This window comes from Paenibacillus oryzisoli (assembly GCF_001653565.1).
Taxonomy (GTDB): Bacteria; Bacillota; Bacilli; order Paenibacillales; family NBRC-103111; genus Paenibacillus_E; species Paenibacillus_E oryzisoli.
The window spans coordinates 82869-99667 of the sequence record NZ_LYPB01000090.1; the positions used below are offsets into that span (position 1 = coordinate 82869).

Annotated in this window: 22 protein-coding genes and 1 tRNA gene; 12 read left to right on the top strand and 11 right to left on the bottom strand. The window is 47.3% G+C overall.

From position 1 onward, the window contains the following. The first annotated feature begins 22 nt into the window (after positions 1-22). The gene (locus tag A8708_RS29665) at positions 23-298 is read left to right on the top strand and encodes a hypothetical protein (protein WP_068669813.1); all 276 of its coding nucleotides are present in this window, start codon (positions 23-25) and stop codon (positions 296-298) included. Between the two features lie 30 nt (positions 299-328). Beyond that, positions 329-766, top strand: coding sequence for a hypothetical protein (locus A8708_RS29670; RefSeq protein WP_068669816.1), 438 nt, complete (start codon positions 329-331; stop codon positions 764-766). Here the strand turns inward: A8708_RS29670 and A8708_RS29675 are convergent. Then, positions 698-1738, bottom strand: a complete 1041-nt coding sequence (locus tag A8708_RS29675; RefSeq protein ID WP_068669818.1) for a YkvI family membrane protein — start codon at positions 1736-1738, stop codon at positions 698-700. The two genes, A8708_RS29670 and A8708_RS29675, sit on opposite strands and share 69 nt — an antisense overlap. 144 nt (positions 1739-1882) lie before the next feature. Between A8708_RS29675 and A8708_RS29680 the strand changes: the two genes are divergently transcribed. Further along, on the top strand, positions 1883-2518 hold the full coding sequence (locus A8708_RS29680) for a DedA family protein (RefSeq protein ID WP_068669820.1): 636 nt from the start codon (positions 1883-1885) through the stop codon (positions 2516-2518). 49 nt (positions 2519-2567) lie between these two features. Here the strand turns inward: A8708_RS29680 and A8708_RS29685 are convergent, their stop codons facing one another. Continuing rightward, complete coding sequence (locus A8708_RS29685; RefSeq protein ID WP_082927894.1) at positions 2568-3284, bottom strand: hypothetical protein; 717 nt, start codon at positions 3282-3284, stop codon at positions 2568-2570. Between the two features lie 265 nt (positions 3285-3549). On the opposite strand from A8708_RS29685, the gene A8708_RS29690 reads away from it, so the two are divergent. Then, positions 3550-4119, top strand: a complete 570-nt coding sequence (locus tag A8708_RS29690) for a xanthine phosphoribosyltransferase (protein ID WP_057309823.1) — start codon at positions 3550-3552, stop codon at positions 4117-4119. An 80-nt stretch (positions 4120-4199) separates the two neighbouring features. Beyond that, positions 4200-4526 (top strand): hypothetical protein, encoded by a 327-nt coding sequence (locus A8708_RS29695; RefSeq protein WP_057309824.1) that lies wholly within the window; start codon positions 4200-4202, stop codon positions 4524-4526. Between the two features lie 72 nt (positions 4527-4598). Here the strand turns inward: A8708_RS29695 and A8708_RS29700 are convergent, their stop codons facing one another. Continuing rightward, positions 4599-4916, bottom strand: coding sequence for a hypothetical protein (locus tag A8708_RS29700; RefSeq protein WP_068669822.1), 318 nt, complete (start codon positions 4914-4916; stop codon positions 4599-4601). Between the two features lie 177 nt (positions 4917-5093). Between A8708_RS29700 and A8708_RS29705 the strand changes: the two genes are divergently transcribed. Then, positions 5094-5357 carry a hypothetical protein gene (locus tag A8708_RS29705; RefSeq protein ID WP_068669824.1) on the top strand — a complete coding sequence of 88 codons (264 nt, stop codon included), beginning with the start codon at positions 5094-5096 and terminating at the stop codon, positions 5355-5357. Next, a complete protein-coding gene (locus A8708_RS29710) occupies positions 5344-6135 on the top strand; it encodes an adenosylcobinamide amidohydrolase (RefSeq protein ID WP_068669826.1) in 792 nt (263 codons plus the stop codon). Before A8708_RS29705 ends, A8708_RS29710 begins: the two co-directional genes overlap by 14 nt. Before the next feature lie 237 nt (positions 6136-6372). Here the strand turns inward: A8708_RS29710 and A8708_RS29715 are convergent, their stop codons facing one another. Beyond that, positions 6373-6558, bottom strand: a complete 186-nt coding sequence (locus tag A8708_RS29715; RefSeq protein WP_068669828.1) for a hypothetical protein — start codon at positions 6556-6558, stop codon at positions 6373-6375. 112 nt (positions 6559-6670) lie between these two features. Between A8708_RS29715 and A8708_RS29720 the strand changes: the two genes are divergently transcribed. Both A8708_RS29720 and A8708_RS29725 read left to right on the top strand, forming a co-directional pair. After that, positions 6671-6754 (top strand) — tRNA-Leu (locus A8708_RS29720). A 250-nt stretch (positions 6755-7004) separates the two neighbouring features. Then, on the top strand, positions 7005-7658 hold the full coding sequence (locus A8708_RS29725) for a Bax inhibitor-1/YccA family protein (protein ID WP_068669830.1): 654 nt from the start codon (positions 7005-7007) through the stop codon (positions 7656-7658). Positions 7659-7749: 91 nt separating this feature from the next. Here the strand turns inward: A8708_RS29725 and A8708_RS29730 are convergent, their stop codons facing one another. After that, entirely contained in the window at positions 7750-7974 is a 225-nt protein-coding gene (locus A8708_RS29730; RefSeq protein WP_068669832.1) for a hypothetical protein, read from the bottom strand. A 167-nt stretch (positions 7975-8141) separates the two neighbouring features. Here A8708_RS29730 and A8708_RS29735 point away from each other — a divergent pair, with 167 nt between their 5' ends. Both A8708_RS29735 and A8708_RS29740 read left to right on the top strand, forming a co-directional pair. Further along, positions 8142-8423, top strand: a complete 282-nt coding sequence (locus A8708_RS29735; RefSeq protein WP_068669834.1) for a hypothetical protein — start codon at positions 8142-8144, stop codon at positions 8421-8423. A gap of 91 nt (positions 8424-8514) precedes the next feature. Continuing rightward, complete coding sequence (locus A8708_RS29740; RefSeq protein WP_068669835.1) at positions 8515-8706, top strand: YqzE family protein; 192 nt, start codon at positions 8515-8517, stop codon at positions 8704-8706. Between the two features lie 124 nt (positions 8707-8830). On the opposite strand, the gene A8708_RS29745 is transcribed toward A8708_RS29740, so the two are convergent. The 3 genes from A8708_RS29745 to A8708_RS29755 form a co-directional block, all read right to left on the bottom strand. Further along, positions 8831-9778: a hypothetical protein gene (locus A8708_RS29745; RefSeq protein ID WP_068669837.1), complete on the bottom strand. Its 948-nt coding sequence runs from the start codon at positions 9776-9778 to the stop codon at positions 8831-8833. A gap of 116 nt (positions 9779-9894) precedes the next feature. Continuing rightward, positions 9895-10911, bottom strand: a complete 1017-nt coding sequence (locus tag A8708_RS29750; RefSeq protein ID WP_068669839.1) for a YqhG family protein — start codon at positions 10909-10911, stop codon at positions 9895-9897. Then, the gene (locus A8708_RS29755; protein WP_068669841.1) at positions 10908-12698 is read right to left on the bottom strand and encodes a DEAD/DEAH box helicase; all 1791 of its coding nucleotides are present in this window, start codon (positions 12696-12698) and stop codon (positions 10908-10910) included. The genes A8708_RS29750 and A8708_RS29755 overlap by 4 nt, the downstream gene beginning before the upstream one ends. 250 nt (positions 12699-12948) lie before the next feature. Here A8708_RS29755 and A8708_RS29760 point away from each other — a divergent pair, with 250 nt between their 5' ends. Further along, positions 12949-13788, top strand: coding sequence for a lipoate--protein ligase family protein (locus A8708_RS29760; protein ID WP_068669843.1), 840 nt, complete (start codon positions 12949-12951; stop codon positions 13786-13788). 116 nt (positions 13789-13904) lie between these two features. On the opposite strand, the gene A8708_RS29765 is transcribed toward A8708_RS29760, so the two are convergent. The 3 genes from A8708_RS29765 to A8708_RS29775 form a co-directional block, all read right to left on the bottom strand. Continuing rightward, complete coding sequence (locus tag A8708_RS29765; RefSeq protein WP_068669845.1) at positions 13905-14699, bottom strand: ABC transporter ATP-binding protein; 795 nt, start codon at positions 14697-14699, stop codon at positions 13905-13907. Further along, a complete protein-coding gene (locus A8708_RS29770; RefSeq protein WP_068669847.1) occupies positions 14699-15613 on the bottom strand; it encodes an ABC transporter permease in 915 nt (304 codons plus the stop codon). The genes A8708_RS29765 and A8708_RS29770 overlap by 1 nt, the downstream gene beginning before the upstream one ends. A 69-nt stretch (positions 15614-15682) precedes the next feature. Continuing rightward, a complete protein-coding gene (locus tag A8708_RS29775; RefSeq protein ID WP_068670021.1) occupies positions 15683-16690 on the bottom strand; it encodes an ABC transporter substrate-binding protein in 1008 nt (335 codons plus the stop codon). Between the last annotated feature and the right edge of the window lie 109 nt (positions 16691-16799).

The following is a 16799-nucleotide window of genomic DNA, read 5'->3' on the forward strand; positions in this document are numbered from 1 at the left end:
CATGGGATCGGAGGCCTCAAACATGGAAGGAAACGATAAGCGGAAAGACCATCGAGAAATTTCCTATCAAGTTGGATGGAAAAAAGGTAAGATTCAGTGGAAAGAAGGAGCGTCTGACGATCTCCGAGCTGATAAAGACAAGCAAGAGGATGGAGAGCTGGATAAGAAATACCTGCAACTGTTATGGTTTCCAGCGATGAAGCTTCCACACATAATGATCCTTCCGCTGCTTTATGCACTCCCTGTCATTAGCTTTGTCTGCACGTTACTGCTCATCTACGGCTTGCGTAGGCACTAGTTCAAGGTTAGATGGAAGGAGGGGTTAGGAATGAATTTGTTTTTAGCTATGCTTGGTGCTGTGGTCGGTCTATTCGTGACGGGGGCCGGCATCTATACCGCTTGGAGTGTACATCAGTTATGGAGGCAGCAAGCTGCCTCGCCAAGAGCCATCGGCCAAGCCCAGATTGCGGCTACCTATTTCGCCAGATGGACGATCATGGATTACTCCGTTGTTGGTTTATTTATCATTGGACTGCTGCTCATGGTTGCTATGTTAGTGGCTGTTGGTAGAGATCATACCGAAATTGCGAATTTTCATTGGGGTTATTTACTGACAGGCATTATCCTCGCTGGGATGGGGATGCTGCTATTGTCCATACGGTTGATTCTCGTACTCAGCTTCCCGCTGGGCAATACTTTACAACGTACTCCGACGGTTACGCCAGATCATCAATACGAGCCAAACGACACTCACCACACCAAATAGCGGGTATAAAGCGGTTAAAAGCGTTTTGAAACCGATGTGGCTGATGGCATAGCTGAGAAGTAAAATGGCGATGAGCAACAGTTTGGGAGGGATCTTAATCCGCTGCTGGAGCTGCATGGATAAGCCATAAGCATCCCCAATAAAGGTCGTGAATATTTCGCCATATATAACGAGTAAATAAGCAACTTGTGGGAAATAACCGAGTTTCGTCATAATATTTCCCATCGGAATTTCGAATTGGGCGATGCCCGGCATTTGTGCTGAGAGGGCATAATGTGCGGCAAGTAGAAGCAATCCTATGCCTGCACCTCCAAGCAAACCGCCCCAATAGAGCACGGAGCGATCGCGAATCGCGCCTCCCATTGGCACGAGGACAGCTTGCGCCATGGCCAAATTAAAGGCTGTGTAGAGAAATGGTGCAAACCAAACACGGACAAGCGAATCATCGCTTGACATACGCAGCCAGTTGCCAGACGTTGGCGAATGCCAGGTGTACACTACAATGACGAAGCTGAAGAGCAGCATAATTGGGACCACGATGGAGTTGACGGTCATGATCGCTTTGATCCCGCGCGTTAGAATGACATAAGAAAGTACGAGTGTGATCAGAAGCCCTGTCGTGTACGAGAGATGAAGCTGTTCTTCAAAAACGGTACCGGCTCCTGCTAACATGACGGTTGTAATGCCAAAAAGAACGACCATCATAAACAAGGAGATCCATTTCCCAATTTTTTCGCCAAAAAGAACTTTATTTAAATCCTCATAGGATTCTGCTTTCATTTCATGTGCCATAAGCATGAGTTGTATGCCTATCCATATGAACAACACGGTTGATAGAGCGATTGTTAATGTAGCTAGCGAGCCATAGCGAGTGAAAAATTGAAGAATCTCTTGCCCGGAAGCAAAGCCAGCCCCAACAACGGTTCCGATATAGGTGAAGGCAACACGGACAATCTGTGCATGATTTCGCATATATTGCCTCGCTTTCTTTCGTTTGATATAGTACAAGGTATGTTTGTACATAAGCTTGCATGACTGTTAGATAGGACGAGATTTGTTTAAGCCCTATTCCACAGCTACGAGGCATGTGAAGTTAAACTCAGGAGAGTGTGAGTTGTGAAGGAATTCCTGTTTGATTTTATTAGTCAATATGGCTATGTTGCCTTGTATCTCTTGTTGTCCGCTGGGATGCTTGGTGTTCCGATTCCTGATGAAACCTTGATGGTCTTCATCGGCTCTTTGACTGCTTGGGGAGGTCCTTTCGACTTCGGCCCCACACTAGCTGTTATTTATGCAGGGACAATGACGGGCATGACGGTTAGTTATTTCATCGGTCATCGTGTAGGGAAACCGTTTCTTAATCGGTATGGCAAATGGGTGAAGCTGACTCCAAGCCGAATCGAGAGAGCGGAAGGTTGGTTTAAGAAATACGGATTGTGGACGGTTTTCTTCGGTTATTTCGTTCCTGGTGTACGTCACTTTACTTGCTATCTATCAGGCGTAAGCGGTGTAAAGTTTTATAAGTACATTTTGTATGCGGGAACCGGAGCCTTGCTCTGGTGTACGACCTTTGTCACGCTGGGGAGATTTATTGGCAATAACTTTGAAAGTTTTTTACAATTGTTTCATACTTATATGGGAATTTCCTTATTCATTTTGGTCATACTAGCTGCTATTGGCACCTTGATCTACCTTCGGTTTCGCAAACATCACATTGTTATCCTGAAACGAAAACCAAAAAAAAGACCATGAAATTCAACCTCTAAGGCTGAATTCATGGTCTTCTGTTTTAATAAATGTTTTATGAATTTGCAAAAAGCTTAATGGACTGGATCGTGTTGTCATGCGGATCAATATCGATCTTAAGCAAAGTGCCTTGCGCTTTGTAAGACAGCACATAGGTAGATTTCGAATCAGGCTTGCCTAGGATGGCAATCGCATCCTGCTGACTTTGGCCTAATCGCAAGCCATGCAATCCTGGATCAATGTCAACCGAGTGCACATCTACGAATTCAAGTAACCCTTTACTATTGAAACCTACCGAAAAGTCGTTGAAATCGTAAACCTCGATGTTGTCTTCTTCCATGACGAATTGCTTCTTCACTTTACCAAAACGCTCCAACACCGAAGCTTTCGGAGTTCCAAGTTTGAGTCCCATTAAGGTCGGCTTTTCTTGCTGATAAGCATCCTCGGCTTTAACTTTTGGCTTAGATGTGGGTTTAGGACTTGTGTAAACTTGCGATGGCGAAATATCGTCTTGATCTACTTTGGTGATGCCCGCCACTTGAGCCTCATGTTTCGTGCTATCGTCTATAGCAGGTGTTGAAGTTGGCGTTGCGACGATAATCGGAGCTGTCGTTTCCTGGTTTAGCTGTGCAGGCACATATGTCGATGTTGCGTCTATGGTTGCCTTTGGAGCAGGAGCAGATGATTCTTGGCATCCAGTTACCAAGAATGATGCAATTGCAACAGGCATACATCCTACAAGAATGGGTTTTATTAGGTTGTTCATTGCCATCTTTCCTTTCCTCCGAAGAGTAGTTGAAGTGATATTTATTAGTAGTACTAATGATACTGTTTTATCGAAGGTTTTCAATGCATCTTCGTGCCTAAATGTGAGCAATTCTAGAACGTATTCCAATTGCGTGTAATGCTTATATATATATAGACACCATGGGAGCCCAAAAAGTTTCAGTGTTTTTGTTATTTTCCAAATGGACTTGAAAGAGGCAGGAGCAATATGGTAACTTACTCATAATAGATTGCAATAGGGGGCCGATTTCATGGAGTTATTAAAACAGCGGATCTTAGAGGTCGGCGTCGTTGCTTCAGATCAAGTACTTAAGCTTGATGCCATTTTGAATCACCAGGTAGATCCTGTTCTCATCATGGAGATGGGGAAAGAATTTGCAAGACTGTTTAGAGAAACGAAGCCAGACAAAGTATTGACTGTGGAATCATCCGGTATTCCTATTGCGTATACGACGGCATTGCAACTTGAAGTTCCTATGGTTTTTGCTCGTCGCAAGAAGACGTTGACGATGGATCAAGATACGTATAGTGAACGAGTTCCTTCTTTTACCAAAGGCATTGTTACGGATATTATGGTGTCTTCGCATCTGCTGGGAAAAGGGGAGCGCATCCTGCTGATTGATGATTTCATCGCCAACGGGGATGCTGCGCGCGGCTTAATTCGTATTGTGGAAAAAGCGGAAGCAGAGCTTGTCGGAGTTGGGATTGTTGTTGAGAAATCCTTTCAAAATGGCGGAAAATCCATTCGTGAGCGTGGAATCCGCGTAGAGTCACTTGCTCGAATTGCATCACTTGCGAACGGGAAGATTACTTTTGACTGATTTTACATGGCGAGAATGACTTCCCTGAAACCGATTTATCCTTTATAATGGTTACAAGGTAAGAGAGGAGGCTGACATCTATGGGTATCGAAAATGGTTCCATTGACTATTTCATGACAAAGCTAGGGGAAGCAAAGACTCACTTTGAACGTGCGCTTGATTGTAAACATACAGAGTTTGATGATCTGTATCCGTATATGATTGAACACCCGCAATTTTTCTGGTATAAGCGTTATGTAGCCTGGTCCGAGTTGTTAACGATCGTGAAGCTTTGTACGGAGCTAACCATCGAGTGGGAACAGCAGTTCTCTGTTGCACAAGCGGATTATATTAAGAAACGTGTGATGTCAAGCAAAGTCCTTGATTTCTGGTTCGAAACGAATGATTCGAAAGAGCATGTAAGTTAATAAACCATATATGACAAAAGGCCAATGAATTCCTCCAGGAATCTTGGCCTTTTTATTTTGTGTTCATTGCCACTAGATGCCGTTTTCCAAAACATTCATAGTTTCGATATGCCGTTTGGTTTGTTCAGAACCAAGGCGGTGCAGCATACGATATACTTCGGTTAAATAGTAATCATATTCCTGATTGGTTTCATTGGAATAATATACTTTCCACGGAAGCCAAGAAGTCGCGTAACTGCCTTGAGACGAATTGTCAGTTTCCTCAAAAAGCTCCTGAAGTTTGGCGATATCATCTTCAGTTGCGGATATTTCAAATTCATAATCAAGTGCTGTGCTATCTTCCAGTACTTCTCCCGTGCCTACATTGATGTAGTACGTTCTCTTCTCCATTGGAATGTCCCCCTTACGGTAGGCATGAGCTTCGTTTGTGCCTTATCGCGTGCCTCGTCCTCGTTAAGTTAACCGAAGATGTAGGGATTTATGTAAAGTTTCGCCGAATGGTAAATTGGTGTATGCTAACTATGTAGAAATAATATTTGTGATACTTATGATGGAGGTGCTACATAGATGATTACAGAAGAACAATTGGATCAATACCGCGTAGATAGCACATTGCTGCGGGTTATTCGAGATGTAAGTCCTGCGAACGATGTCCGCGGCATTGTCGTGGCTTGGGATGATGAGACGGTTCTTATTCGCAAAAAAAACCGGAGAGTCGTCAAGCTTGCCCGCGGATACGTGTATCAGCCTTATGAGAATGAAAGGCCGCCAGCGTTCATGTTGCCTCAGGAAACGATAACGCCGGATGATCTGTCCGATGAGGCTGAGTGACGGCGAGGGGGAGCGCGAGTCGACTTCCGCTAAAAGTTTGATCCCAGGTGTTGGGATGAAGCAAGTAGTATCGCCCTTCGGCAAGTATATGGCGATTACAAGTGACACTCCAATGAGGACATTAAATTCCTCTCCTTGGGGTGGAGGTTACGGTCTCCATAGGGTGTTGATGAATCGGCAGGTGGACAAGACCTATAACGAGACCGATCCGTTGTTGGAGATGGAGGCTTTCATAGCCCGAGAAGGACTCGATCCACAGGATACGGCCGGAATGCTCACCGCGGCTTGGGTGAACGATGTTGGATTCAACGAGTTAGCTTGGCCGCTGGAGGAAGAGGAAAGTGCGAAGTCGGAAGATGATGCGGCATCTGTGGGCGAAACACTTCGTGTATCCGCCTGGGTGACAGTCGGACTGGGGAATAAAGCACGAGCAGGTGCCATGCTGCCTGCTTCCTCGCTCTATCCTGGCACGATCAACACGATCGTCGTTATTGAGGGGCGACTGACAGACGCTGCGATGGTGAATGCAGTAATTACCGCCACCGAAGCTAAGGCAGCTGCTCTGCAGTCTATGAACATTACGATCAACGGCCAAATCGCAACAGGCACATCGACAGATGCTGTGTTGATCGCAGCAACGAATCGAGGAACGACATACCGCTATGCAGGTACGGCGACTACGCTGGGCTACTTGATTGGCAGGACGGTCCATGAAGCTATCCTAGTTTCTGGACAGTTGTACGAGCTTGCGATGAGCAGACGCGCTGCGGCGCAGTAGCAGGGGCAACGTGCTTAGGCAAGCTGTGGAGAAGATCGGGCGCTCCTGCGGTGAAACACGTGCTTACAGCAGGGAAAAGTGAGAGCCTCGCGCACCCTCGCCGCTGCATAAGTGCTCATGATGCTCTTGAACTTATGAGTTCATGAACTCATGATACAAACAGAGAGTGTACGACAGCAAAAAGAGGGCCACCCGCCACATTACTGGCGTAGGCCCTCCATCCCTAGTTTGCTTAGGTTACGTTCTGCGGAACACACCGAAGCCTAGACCAGTCGCTAGCGCGTCGATATCAGAGAGATCGTCATCTTCATTCTCGTTTTTGAAATTAGGATCGTGAACGATCCCCTCTGCTTCGCCCTCGGTCAAATGACGCTGATTGCCTGTATATTTCGGCTCTAACGCTTTGATTTCTTCTTCATCCATAGATCATACCTCCTTTGGGATTAGGTTTAGGAAGTCGTCATGGAATTATACCTCAGTGGCAAAAGTTTGATTGACGCGCTTTTGCGTCACATGGTATATTAATTTTGTAAACGCGATCATGGCGGAATTGGCAGACGCGCACGGTTCAGGTCCGTGTGGGCTTACCCCCGTGGAGGTTCGAGTCCTCTTGATCGCATACACGAACACCTTTTTCTGGCCTACCAGAAAAGGGTGTTTTTCATTTCCATGTCCTTTTCAATGCCTATATCCATGTCTATATCAAAATCTATGTCCAAGTCTATAAGTATTTCTATATCTGTATCTTTACTTATATCTTTACCTATAAACATATCCTACACCCACACCCAGTAGCGATTTTCATGAATTTCAATTATAATACATAAGATAGATTGTACATTTTTTTATATCTAAAGGAGCTGAATGGCATGGATAGAACAGTTACGATCACACAATCCGGCAGTTTTGCACATGTGCTTCAAACGTTTGCCATTTCTCTACTGGTCTCATTTCTTGGCACATTAATTGGTGCAATGGTTGTACCGCCATCCATGGTGATGCTATTCATCATTGCAGAGGTCGCGATGCTGGTAGCCGCTATCGTAATTCGAATTCGCGGCAAGAATATTGGCTATGGTTTTCTCTATGCATTTACAGCCATTTCGGGTGTGACACTATATCCGGTTATTATGGCGTACGGCGGACAACTTGGGGCAAGCGTGGTATCGGGTGCTTTTTTTGCAACGGCAGCGATTTTTGGCTCTTTGGCCTTCTACGCGCACCGGTCCCAACGTGATTTCAGCTTCTTAGGCGGTTTCTTGTTTGCAGGAACCATAGGACTTGTGCTCATGAGTGTGCTGGGTATGTTCTTACATTTTGGATCCATGATGAATTTGGTATGGTCCATGGTGGGTATTCTGATCTTCAGCGGTTGGGTACTCTATGATGTAGCTCAGTATCGCAATGGTGTGGCGGCAGAGGCTGTTCCACTTGCTGCATTGAATATTTATCTCGATTTTATCAACTTGTTCCTGTATATCTTGCGTTTCATCGCGTCAATCGCCGGAATCAACAGAAACTAAACATCGCATCTAGATGCGATGATACAAAAAGCACGATGGCTCCAATCACCGGGAAGGTGGGGGCGCATCGTGCTTTTTTAACGCTGTTTGGCTAAGCTTTGCCGGACAGCTTTTTCGTATGAAAAAAAGGAACATCTCCTCGAAAGCTGCGATTGATTTCCAGCAGGGTATAGATCAACTGGGTCAAATCTGTATGGTTCATACGAATTATTAGAGGTGCTGAGTCCCTTTCTGACTTGATTCGGATCTCCAGTTTGAGATTGACTTCATCCATGTAAATGTCGAGCTGCTCGGTTGCAAGCATTAGTTCCCACATTCAAACCAACACCTCTTTCTCTCTCTAGTTACTCTAGCTTATGTGCGTTGGACGAGATTAGAAGCATATGCAACGATCCGGCCATAGGCTTTTTAGGGAAATAAGCACGATTTCAGCTCTTGCCTCATACAATTTAATGATCCTATTTGAAAGAGGTGAGAAAACCTATGGCAACTTGTAGCACATGGATGTATAAAGGGATTTCGCCTTCCGTATTCAGAGCACTGCAGCAGGTAGGCAGGAGGCAGGGGTTTGCCATTCCGAACACAGCATCAGGCAAATTTACGATTTCCGTCGTCAGCATGAATGTTGGCTTCCAATACGCCTGGGATACGAATGCTCAAACGTTGCTGTTGCAATGCGATAATAAGCCCATGCTGTTAGGCTGCGGAACGATTAAATCGTTTGCTGATAAAATTATTGCGGAGAGCGGCGGAAAACCTGGTTGAATGCCAACGAGTGAGCGGCCGGCCACCTGTCTTCGTGTAGTTTAAAGCCCTGTTGCGCTGGTTACAATAAGGGTAAAAGGCAGGTGGGCGTATGGCAAAAAGCGACGATCTTGTGAAGTACATAACAGAGCAAGTCGTTACCTATATCGACACGCCGAAGGAAGTGCGTCAACAAGCCAAAGCGTCCATGAAGGAACAACGTGAGGGTTGGCAAACGCGTTGGTTTGGGATGCTTCCTTTAGCGACGCGGATGCTGTTCGGAAGGTCAAAGTCGAGAAAATGAGCATGCTACATGTACGCAAAGTGGCTGGTCCCTTGTAGAATCTTCTACTTGTGACCAGCCACTTTGCATTGTACAGCAGGTATAGTTACGATCTCAATTCCTTAGCTTCCTTCTGTTCCGTCCTCTATGGATATATCTTCCCGAGCATCAACGAAGGATCGAGTAACACATATCGCGGGCCATCGTGTTCGAGGATCAGATAGTTATCCCCATATATCCATTGTTGGTAACCTGTCACAGTCAACGGCATCGTTACTTGATCCCCATATAACTTGGTAACGTAGGTTAGATCATCTTGCTTCTCAAGAGCAACCTGGAGCTCAGGCAGAGAGGTTATTTGCAGCGGAGTGCCTGTAATCCAGGGTAAGCGCTCATATGGATCAAAAGAGGGGCGTATCAGAGTCTGAGAAGTACCATGCGATAAATCGGAAGAGGAGCTGGTATCCATCGCCATGCGGGGCGTAGGATCTTCGGTAAGCGGGAGTAACTCACCGGACTTGGCGTCGAGATAATAGGTCTCGCCACCCAGCGCTATTTTCCAAACAGAAGTAAGGGTATCCATATATAAGCGGTCTTTGGTGATCGTATCATTTGATACAAAATCGTCGTATAAGGTAGCAGAAGGGATGAGTTCCTGTTGTATCAAAGAGCGATACAACGTAGCCAGGCTAAATAAAGGAGCGGGGCCTGTCCCATATTCGGTCAAACGGAAACCGCCAGCGTCGGTAGCATGTACGATCATGTAACCTACTTCGTGACCTTGATCGGTGAGTATGACAACCCAGCCATGGGTGCCAGGTCCAAGGGAATAACTGTTCCAACGTGCGTGCAGCCAGCCTGCAAAGCCATCTTCTTTCGCAAGTATGGCTTGCCATGAACGGATCGTGGAATCGAATGATGATGTACTCGTCAAATTAGGTGTTGGTGTTGGAGCTGTTCTAGTAGGTTCATTCACTTGCGCCTGAATAAGGCTTGTCCCGCCTATGGTGTCAACTGCTGAAGTGTGTAAGGGCATAAAGCCAATACTGCACAAAATGATACAAGTGACTGTCCAAGTGGTCCACGACTTCATCTTCGTTCACCCCCCTCTCGCTAACCTCTTAGTGTATGTGACTATTGTAATGCGTATGCTTTAAAAAGAATGTTAGAACCTGTTGCGGATTATTTGCGAGGTTTTAGCGACTTGCGTCAGTTTCTGGTTGGCATTCGACTCGCATTCAAGTGAAAGAGTCCGCCATTAATGATGGATACAGCAATCCGTGGCTTATGCTGCCAATCGATCTCTTCCAAGCGATTCCGACATTGTATTTCGATCTCGTCTCTTTTGTCAGGTTCTGCTGCTAGTAGAAGGCCGTTATAGTAACTCTCCACACGATCAATTTCACTGCGATGCCGGGCGTTCGCTTCATCAGCCCACCGGTGGTCATAGGTGCTGACTTTGCGCTCAAGCGTCATCTCTAGGGCATTAATCGCCTTCGGGATCGAGATCGTATCCGGCAAAATGTGACTATTCGCAGGAAGCTTTGGCGATAGGCTTTTCGTAAGCATCCCCTTATGAAAATGCTCGCGAATTTCACCGGTGCCCAGCTGAATAGCAAGGGAATGAATTTCTGTTCGCTTCCGGTCACAGAGAAGTTCAACCTTGTAGTTCACACAGAGCCACGTATTATAGACGAGGGATGCATGAAACGTCGCCCCTGTCGGAAAGGGCTCCTCGAATAAGTGAATGAATCGACCGCGCTCGCGGACGATGCCGAATATCTGATCAAGTCGCCGGCTGCCGAAAGTGACATCGTCCTGTGGAACTCGGGCCGCGATGGTCGTCGGAACGAAACCGAAGTAACGACCTAGTATGCTGTCCGGCGCACTGCCTGCTGGAGCACCAGGACCTGGCGCTCCAGTAACGCCTGTCCCTGGGGGACCGTAACCAGTGGATGGAGGGCTTTGGACAGCGGTCAAGTTACCCGATTTGGGCTTCGTTTCGAGTTTCATTTGTTCCGGATCGATCACGAATTTGTACGTCATCGTTTCTGCTGCAGCACCAGTTCGTTCAATAAAACTCCAGTAGTAGGGACGGCCGGTCATTTCCCGGTCAGCATCGGGAGAGAGCTTAACCGTTACAGAAGCAGGTGTTTTCTCAAGAATCTGACAGTCGTAGGCTTCAAGAAAACGCATCACGAACGAATGGATATTTCGCTTATTCATGGACTGACCTCCACACCTTGTGATCCGCCTACAGCATCAAGGATATCTTGAAACTTGGCGCCGTATTGCGGATTATGTTCAATCTCTTCTCGTACTTCGGAAATGGAATGCCCGAGCTCATCAATTCTACGACGGATTTCCTCGCCAGAACCGGCTTCCATGACCATGCGGAACAGGGATGTTTCCAGCGAGCCGCGTTTCTCGATTTTCTCCAGAATCGTATCCAACTGACCAATAACTAATTCGAACATGTTAATCTTCTCGTGCAAGAGTGAAAGGATATGTTCTTCAATGGTATTCCTTGTGGATAAGTTGTAGATGTTCACATCATGTGTTTGTCCAAGGCGATGCACACGACCAATCCGTTGTTCTACGCGCATAGGGTTCCACGGGAGATCGAAGTTGATCATGTTGTGGCAAAATTGGAGATTGATGCCCTCGCCACCCGCCTCGGTCGCGATAAGTACTTGTACCCGATTTCGGAACAAATCCATCATCCAATCTTTTTTGCCGCGATTCATGCCTCCGCGATAGGGAACAGCCGTAATCTTATGTTCTTTGAGATAGTTCAATAAATACTCTTGCGATGCCCGATACTCCGTGAAAATAATGACTTTATCATTGATGTCTTGGATGAGTCGCATCGTGGTTTCCGCTTTGCTATTGGACTTTATACTGCGAATAAGCTCGACAAGCTCCCAGATTTTGGGGCGAACCGGGGAGTCCTCGGCTGTCTTTTTAAATAAATTCACCAACGTAATGAATACAGCGTCTCGCGAACTGCACACTTCACGCTGAAGCGTAATCATCGAAAGCATAGAGCTGAGATCGCCGCCACTTTCGGAATAACGCGTTCGTACGAAATTCGTTACACCATCATATAGCGCTTGCTCATCATCCGAGAGTGTGAGCGGGATATTACGCACGATCCGCTTCGTATAATGAACACCTCCGTCTCCACGACGGTTGCGGATCATTACTTTGGAAAGCTCCTGCTGCAGCTGAATCTCATTCTTCGGCGTACGCTTGCCAACTACGAAATTGCTCTTGAAGTTGTTCTGCCCGCCAAGCTGACCTGGTTTCAGCAACGTAATCAGGTTGTAGAGCTCTTTGAGATCGTTCTGCACAGGCGTAGCTGTGAGGAGCAGGCAGTACTTTTTGCGCAGCTCGTTGACGAAGGTGTAGTTGGTCGTTTTCTTATTCTTCAGCTTGTGCGCTTCATCGACGATGAGCATATCGTATTCCAGGCCCATCACAATCTCGCGATGCGGGTCCCTTTTGGCCGTATCCATCGAGGCGACAATGATGTCCGCCTGCTGCCACATATAGGCTTTCTTATGCGCAACAGCAGGAATGCCGAATTTGGTGTTCAATTCCCGAACCCATTGCAGCACAAGGGATGCGGGTACAAGGATGAGCGTTTTGCGGACCAGACCGCGGATCATGTATTCTTTTAAAATTAAGCCAGCCTCAATAGTCTTCCCAAGTCCTACCTCATCGGCCAAAATCGCCCGTCCACGCATCTCGTTGAGCACACGTTTCGCCGTATCAATCTGATGCGCCATAGGTTCTAGCGTCCCTAGATGCGCAAGGCATTGCATATCATCAAACGTAGAAATAAGCCCCGATTCTTCCGATTCGTAGGCAAGCTGATATAAGGTCCAGTCATCCCAGGGACCTCCTCCACGTACACGATTGTCCAGCTCGGTAAACCAGTCCCTCTCAAAATGCATATCCAGCTGTTTATGAATGGGGCGAATGTTCTCTTGCTGATCATGTTGACGCATGGCAGTGCCCTCCTAAAAGTTTTGCGTAGCAAAACTAGCATCGTAAGCATACGCTACGTTGTGATTCTACGCGTATCCTCGTAAATGTCGAATACTTGTTAGTATGTCCAGAGAAGAATCTTTCATAACTTTCTCATGTAAGAGTTTTACTGGGGTTGTGCCCGAGGTCGAACGCGGAACATGAATATGATATGATAGAGGTTAGTTTTGGAAAAAGGTGACGTTGTACAAGAAAGGAAGAGGAGTATAGATGATAGCTTGGCGATTTATACATACAGGAGATCGATCTCCTGCTGAAAATATGGCTTTGGACGAAGCAATACTTACCGCACACAGTGAGGGCAAAGTTCCGCCAACGGTGCGTTTCTATGGCTGGAACCCTGCTACGTTGTCTATTGGTTATTTTCAAAAAGCGGCAGAAGTGGATCAGGAAGCAGTAGCGAATGAGGGAATTGGCTTTGTGAGACGGCCTACAGGCGGCAGAGCTGTGCTGCACGATAAAGAACTAACATATAGCATCATCGTAGCTGAAGATTATCCAGGCATTCCCCGCAATGTGACGGAAGCGTATCGAGTGTTGAGTGAGGGGTTATTGCAAGGTTTTCGCGCGTTAGGACTTGCAGCAGAAATGGTGCAGCTCGCGAGCGATGAGGAAAAAGAGAAATACGCCTCCGCTGGCTCTGCGGCATGTTTCGATTCACCTTCGTGGTACGAGCTTGTTGTAGAAGGTCGCAAAGTCGCGGGCAGCGCGCAGGTGCGGCAGAAAAACGTGGTCTTACAGCACGGCTCCATCCTGCTGGATATGGATACGGATCAACTATTTCGGATGCTGCGCTTCTCGAACGAGAAAGTGGCCGATCGCATGAAACAAAGCTTCCTGAAGAAAGCGGTGGCGATTAATGAATTGCTGCGCGCACAGGGGAAGAAGGAAGTGACGATTGGCGAAGTGGAGGAAGCGTTTCGACGTGAAATCGCGCTAGGGCTTGGGGTTGAGCTAGTTGAGTCATCCTTGACGGACTATGAGGTAGAACTGACGGAGCGGCTTGTTGCTGAGAAATATGGAACGGATGAGTGGAATTTGCGACGGTAAATTCGTGAAGGGTTAGCGAGTTGAATAGATGGAATTTATACAGTTAGATGCATCCATCTACATAAAAGGACAGCCCTCAAGTAGAAGAATCTACGCAAAGGGGCTGTCCTTTTCAATTATCCAAGCACAACGCGGTCATCCGCTAACTTATTGCCGCTAATGTGTTCAAACTCACCTAGCAGCTGCGCTACGGTGAGGTCTTTCTTCCGTTCCTCGTTCACATCCAGAATGATGCGGCCTTTATCCATCATGATCAGGCGATTGCCGAGACGAATCGCTTGCTCCATATTGTGCGTGACCATGAGCGTGGTCAACTTCATTTCCCGCACGATTTCCTCGGTCAATCGTGTGATCAGTTCAGCCCGCGCGGGATCGAGCGCGGCGGTGTGCTCATCCAGCAGCAGAATCTGCGGCTGGGTGAACGTTGCCATGAGCAAGCTGAGGGCTTGGCGCTCGCCGCCGGAGAGCAGCCCCACCTTCGCGCGCAGACGGTTTTCCAAGCCGATGCCGAGGCGCTGCAGCTGCTCTAGGAACAGCGCGCGCTTCCGCGCGTTGGTGCCGAAGCTCAGCCCGCGCTTCTTGCCGCGGGCGAACGCCATGGCGAGATTCTCCTCGATGGTCATTCGAGGAGCCGTCCCCGCCATGGGATCTTGAAAGACGCGGCCGACCCAGCGGCTGCGCTCGTATTCGGGCAGATGGTGAATGACTTCACCATCGATCCTTACTTCGCCGGCGTCCGGCGTCATGACGCCGGAGATGATGTTCATCAGCGTCGATTTACCGGCGCCGTTACTGCCGATGACCGTGACGAAGTCACCGGGCTTCAGGGTTAAGTTAATGCCGATGAGCGCGATTTTCTCATCGGCGGAACCCGGATTGAAGAGCTTGGAGACATGCGAGAGCTGCAGCATTAACGCTTACCTCCTTTGTTCATTTGCAACGCGAGCTCGAGGAGCTCGGCGGAGCGTTTCTTGGCATTCGCTTTTTGTTTCAATGCTCGCTGCACGGACGGAAGAACGAGCGCGATAATAACGATAATCGCGGTGATTAACTTCAAGTCTGACGCTTTCAGCCACTCGACGCGAAGTGCTAATGCGACAACAATCCGGTACACGATAGACCCGAGTACAGCCGCTAGTGTCGCTTGGAAAACCGAACGGGCGCCAAATATCGCTTCCCCAATAATGACGGAAGCTAGTCCAACCACGATCATCCCGATACCCATCGAGATGTCGGCAAAGCCTGATTGCTGCGCAATGAGCGCACCGGATAGTGCGACTAATCCGTTCGATAAGCTTAAGCCAAGAATCGTTGTACGGTCCGTGTTGGCACCGAAGCTGCGAATCATGCGAGCATTGTCTCCTGTCGCGCGCAGCGCTAGGCCAAGGTCGGTGTGGAGGAACGCATCGAGCAATAATTTGAACACGATGACAATGATCAATACAACTACAATTGGCGACATGGAGGTAAACAAGGTATCTACCCCAAGAAGCGAAATGTTCGGCTTGCCCATGATGCGCATGTTAATGGAATACAAGGCAATCATCATGAGAATTCCGGAGAGAAGTCCGTTAATTTTACCCTTCGTATGAAGCAATCCTGTGCAAGCGCCAGCAACAAGTCCACCTGCAAAAGCGGCCAAACAAGCAAGAATCGGCGAGTAACCATTTGCGATCAGAATGGCAGCAATGGCACCACCTGTTGTAAAACTCCCATCTACCGTAAGATCGGGGAAATCAAGAATACGAAATGTAATATATACACCAAGCGCCATCAATGCATAGAGAAGTCCTAGTTCGACAGCACCCGTCATGGAATCCAACATAAATGTCCCCCCTTACTTTGAAAAAAAGGGATGAACGAAAGTGACGTTCACCCCTTTAGTGTCTGACTATTACTGAATAATGTTTTTCTCTTTATCTTTTACAGCAGCTTTCATTGCATCTGTTACTTCAATGCCTTGTGCTTTCGCTGCTTTTAGGTTTAGGATAAGATCCATTTTGTCTGGGACGGTTACTTTCATGTCAGCAGGTTTTTTACCGTTTTTCAAAATATCAACAGCCATTTGTCCTACTTGGTAGCCATGATCATAGTATTTGAAACCAACTGTAGCGAAAGCTCCTTTTTCAACGGTGTCACGGTCACTGGAGAAGAAAGGGATTTTCTTGTCGTTTGCAATTTGAATGATACCATCCACACCGCTAACAACTGTATTATCCAGTGTAATTAAGAAAGCATCGACGCGACCTACTAAGGATTGCGCAGCTTGCTTGACTTCTGACGTATTCGTTACAGGTGCTTTCACAAGCTTAATCCCGTGTTTGGATAGGGATTCTTCTGCATTTTTTGCCATAATCACCGCGTTAGGTTCTCCCTCATTGAGGACAAGGCCAACGGTTTTAATTTTAGGCATATTAGCTGCAACGAAATCCATCAATTGGGCAATCGCCATGGGATTCGTATCGGATGCACCGGATACATTGCCGCCTGGCTTATCAACATTGGTCACGATCTTAGCTGCAAGTGGGTCTGTAACAGCTGCAAAAAGAACCGGAGCCTTCTTCACTTGCTGAACAACTGCTTGTGCCGATGGCGTTGCAATACCAAGCACGAGATCGTTGTCAGCGGAAGCTATTTTTTGAGCGATGGATAGGTTATTCGGTTGATCACCTTGTGCGTTGTTGAAGTCAACTTTCAAGTTCGTGCCTTCTACGATGCCCGCATCCTTAAGTGCTGCCAGGAAGCCTTGGCGTGTCGCATCCAATGATGGATGTTCGACAATTTGCGAGATTGCGATCTTGTACGTTTTGGATGCGGCTGCCGAAGCTGCCGGAGTTGATGATGCTGCGCCGCCTGCTGCAGGTGTTGGCTCCGCTTTTTGAGCGCAACCTGCTACGACCATTAATGCTGCTGATAATACGAATGATACGAGTGCTTTCTTTTTCAACTTGATTACCCCTCTCGTAATTCACACTTGTTGCTTGGACGCATTGCTCGCCCACCACTTTAAC

What these genes read in the sequence shown, in the direction of transcription:
- A8708_RS29710 (WP_068669826.1), top strand. Translation starts at nt 5,344, where the DNA reads ATGAGGCTGAGTGACGGCGAGGGGGAGCGCGAGTCGACTTCCGCTAAA.
- A8708_RS29700 (WP_068669822.1), bottom strand. Translation starts at nt 4,916, where the DNA reads ATGGAGAAGAGAACGTACTACATCAATGTAGGCACGGGAGAAGTACTG.
- A8708_RS29745 (WP_068669837.1), bottom strand. Translation starts at nt 9,778, where the DNA reads ATGAAGTCGTGGACCACTTGGACAGTCACTTGTATCATTTTGTGCAGT.
- A8708_RS29705 (WP_068669824.1), top strand. Translation starts at nt 5,094, where the DNA reads ATGATTACAGAAGAACAATTGGATCAATACCGCGTAGATAGCACATTG.
- A8708_RS29725 (WP_068669830.1), top strand. Translation starts at nt 7,005, where the DNA reads ATGGATAGAACAGTTACGATCACACAATCCGGCAGTTTTGCACATGTG.
- A8708_RS29730 (WP_068669832.1), bottom strand. Translation starts at nt 7,974, where the DNA reads ATGTGGGAACTAATGCTTGCAACCGAGCAGCTCGACATTTACATGGAT.
- A8708_RS29715 (WP_068669828.1), bottom strand. Translation starts at nt 6,558, where the DNA reads ATGGATGAAGAAGAAATCAAAGCGTTAGAGCCGAAATATACAGGCAAT.
- A8708_RS29665 (WP_068669813.1), top strand. Translation starts at nt 23, where the DNA reads ATGGAAGGAAACGATAAGCGGAAAGACCATCGAGAAATTTCCTATCAA.
- A8708_RS29750 (WP_068669839.1), bottom strand. Translation starts at nt 10,911, where the DNA reads ATGAATAAGCGAAATATCCATTCGTTCGTGATGCGTTTTCTTGAAGCC.
- A8708_RS29690 (WP_057309823.1), top strand. Translation starts at nt 3,550, where the DNA reads ATGGAGTTATTAAAACAGCGGATCTTAGAGGTCGGCGTCGTTGCTTCA.
- A8708_RS29685 (WP_082927894.1), bottom strand. Translation starts at nt 3,284, where the DNA reads ATGGCAATGAACAACCTAATAAAACCCATTCTTGTAGGATGTATGCCT.
- A8708_RS29760 (WP_068669843.1), top strand. Translation starts at nt 12,949, where the DNA reads ATGATAGCTTGGCGATTTATACATACAGGAGATCGATCTCCTGCTGAA.
- A8708_RS29670 (WP_068669816.1), top strand. Translation starts at nt 329, where the DNA reads ATGAATTTGTTTTTAGCTATGCTTGGTGCTGTGGTCGGTCTATTCGTG.
- A8708_RS29675 (WP_068669818.1), bottom strand. Translation starts at nt 1,738, where the DNA reads ATGCGAAATCATGCACAGATTGTCCGTGTTGCCTTCACCTATATCGGA.
- A8708_RS29775 (WP_068670021.1), bottom strand. Translation starts at nt 16,690, where the DNA reads ATGGTCGTAGCAGGTTGCGCTCAAAAAGCGGAGCCAACACCTGCAGCA.
- A8708_RS29755 (WP_068669841.1), bottom strand. Translation starts at nt 12,698, where the DNA reads ATGCGTCAACATGATCAGCAAGAGAACATTCGCCCCATTCATAAACAG.
- A8708_RS29735 (WP_068669834.1), top strand. Translation starts at nt 8,142, where the DNA reads ATGGCAACTTGTAGCACATGGATGTATAAAGGGATTTCGCCTTCCGTA.
- A8708_RS29770 (WP_068669847.1), bottom strand. Translation starts at nt 15,613, where the DNA reads ATGTTGGATTCCATGACGGGTGCTGTCGAACTAGGACTTCTCTATGCA.
- A8708_RS29765 (WP_068669845.1), bottom strand. Translation starts at nt 14,699, where the DNA reads ATGCTGCAGCTCTCGCATGTCTCCAAGCTCTTCAATCCGGGTTCCGCC.
- A8708_RS29740 (WP_068669835.1), top strand. Translation starts at nt 8,515, where the DNA reads ATGGCAAAAAGCGACGATCTTGTGAAGTACATAACAGAGCAAGTCGTT.
- A8708_RS29695 (WP_057309824.1), top strand. Translation starts at nt 4,200, where the DNA reads ATGGGTATCGAAAATGGTTCCATTGACTATTTCATGACAAAGCTAGGG.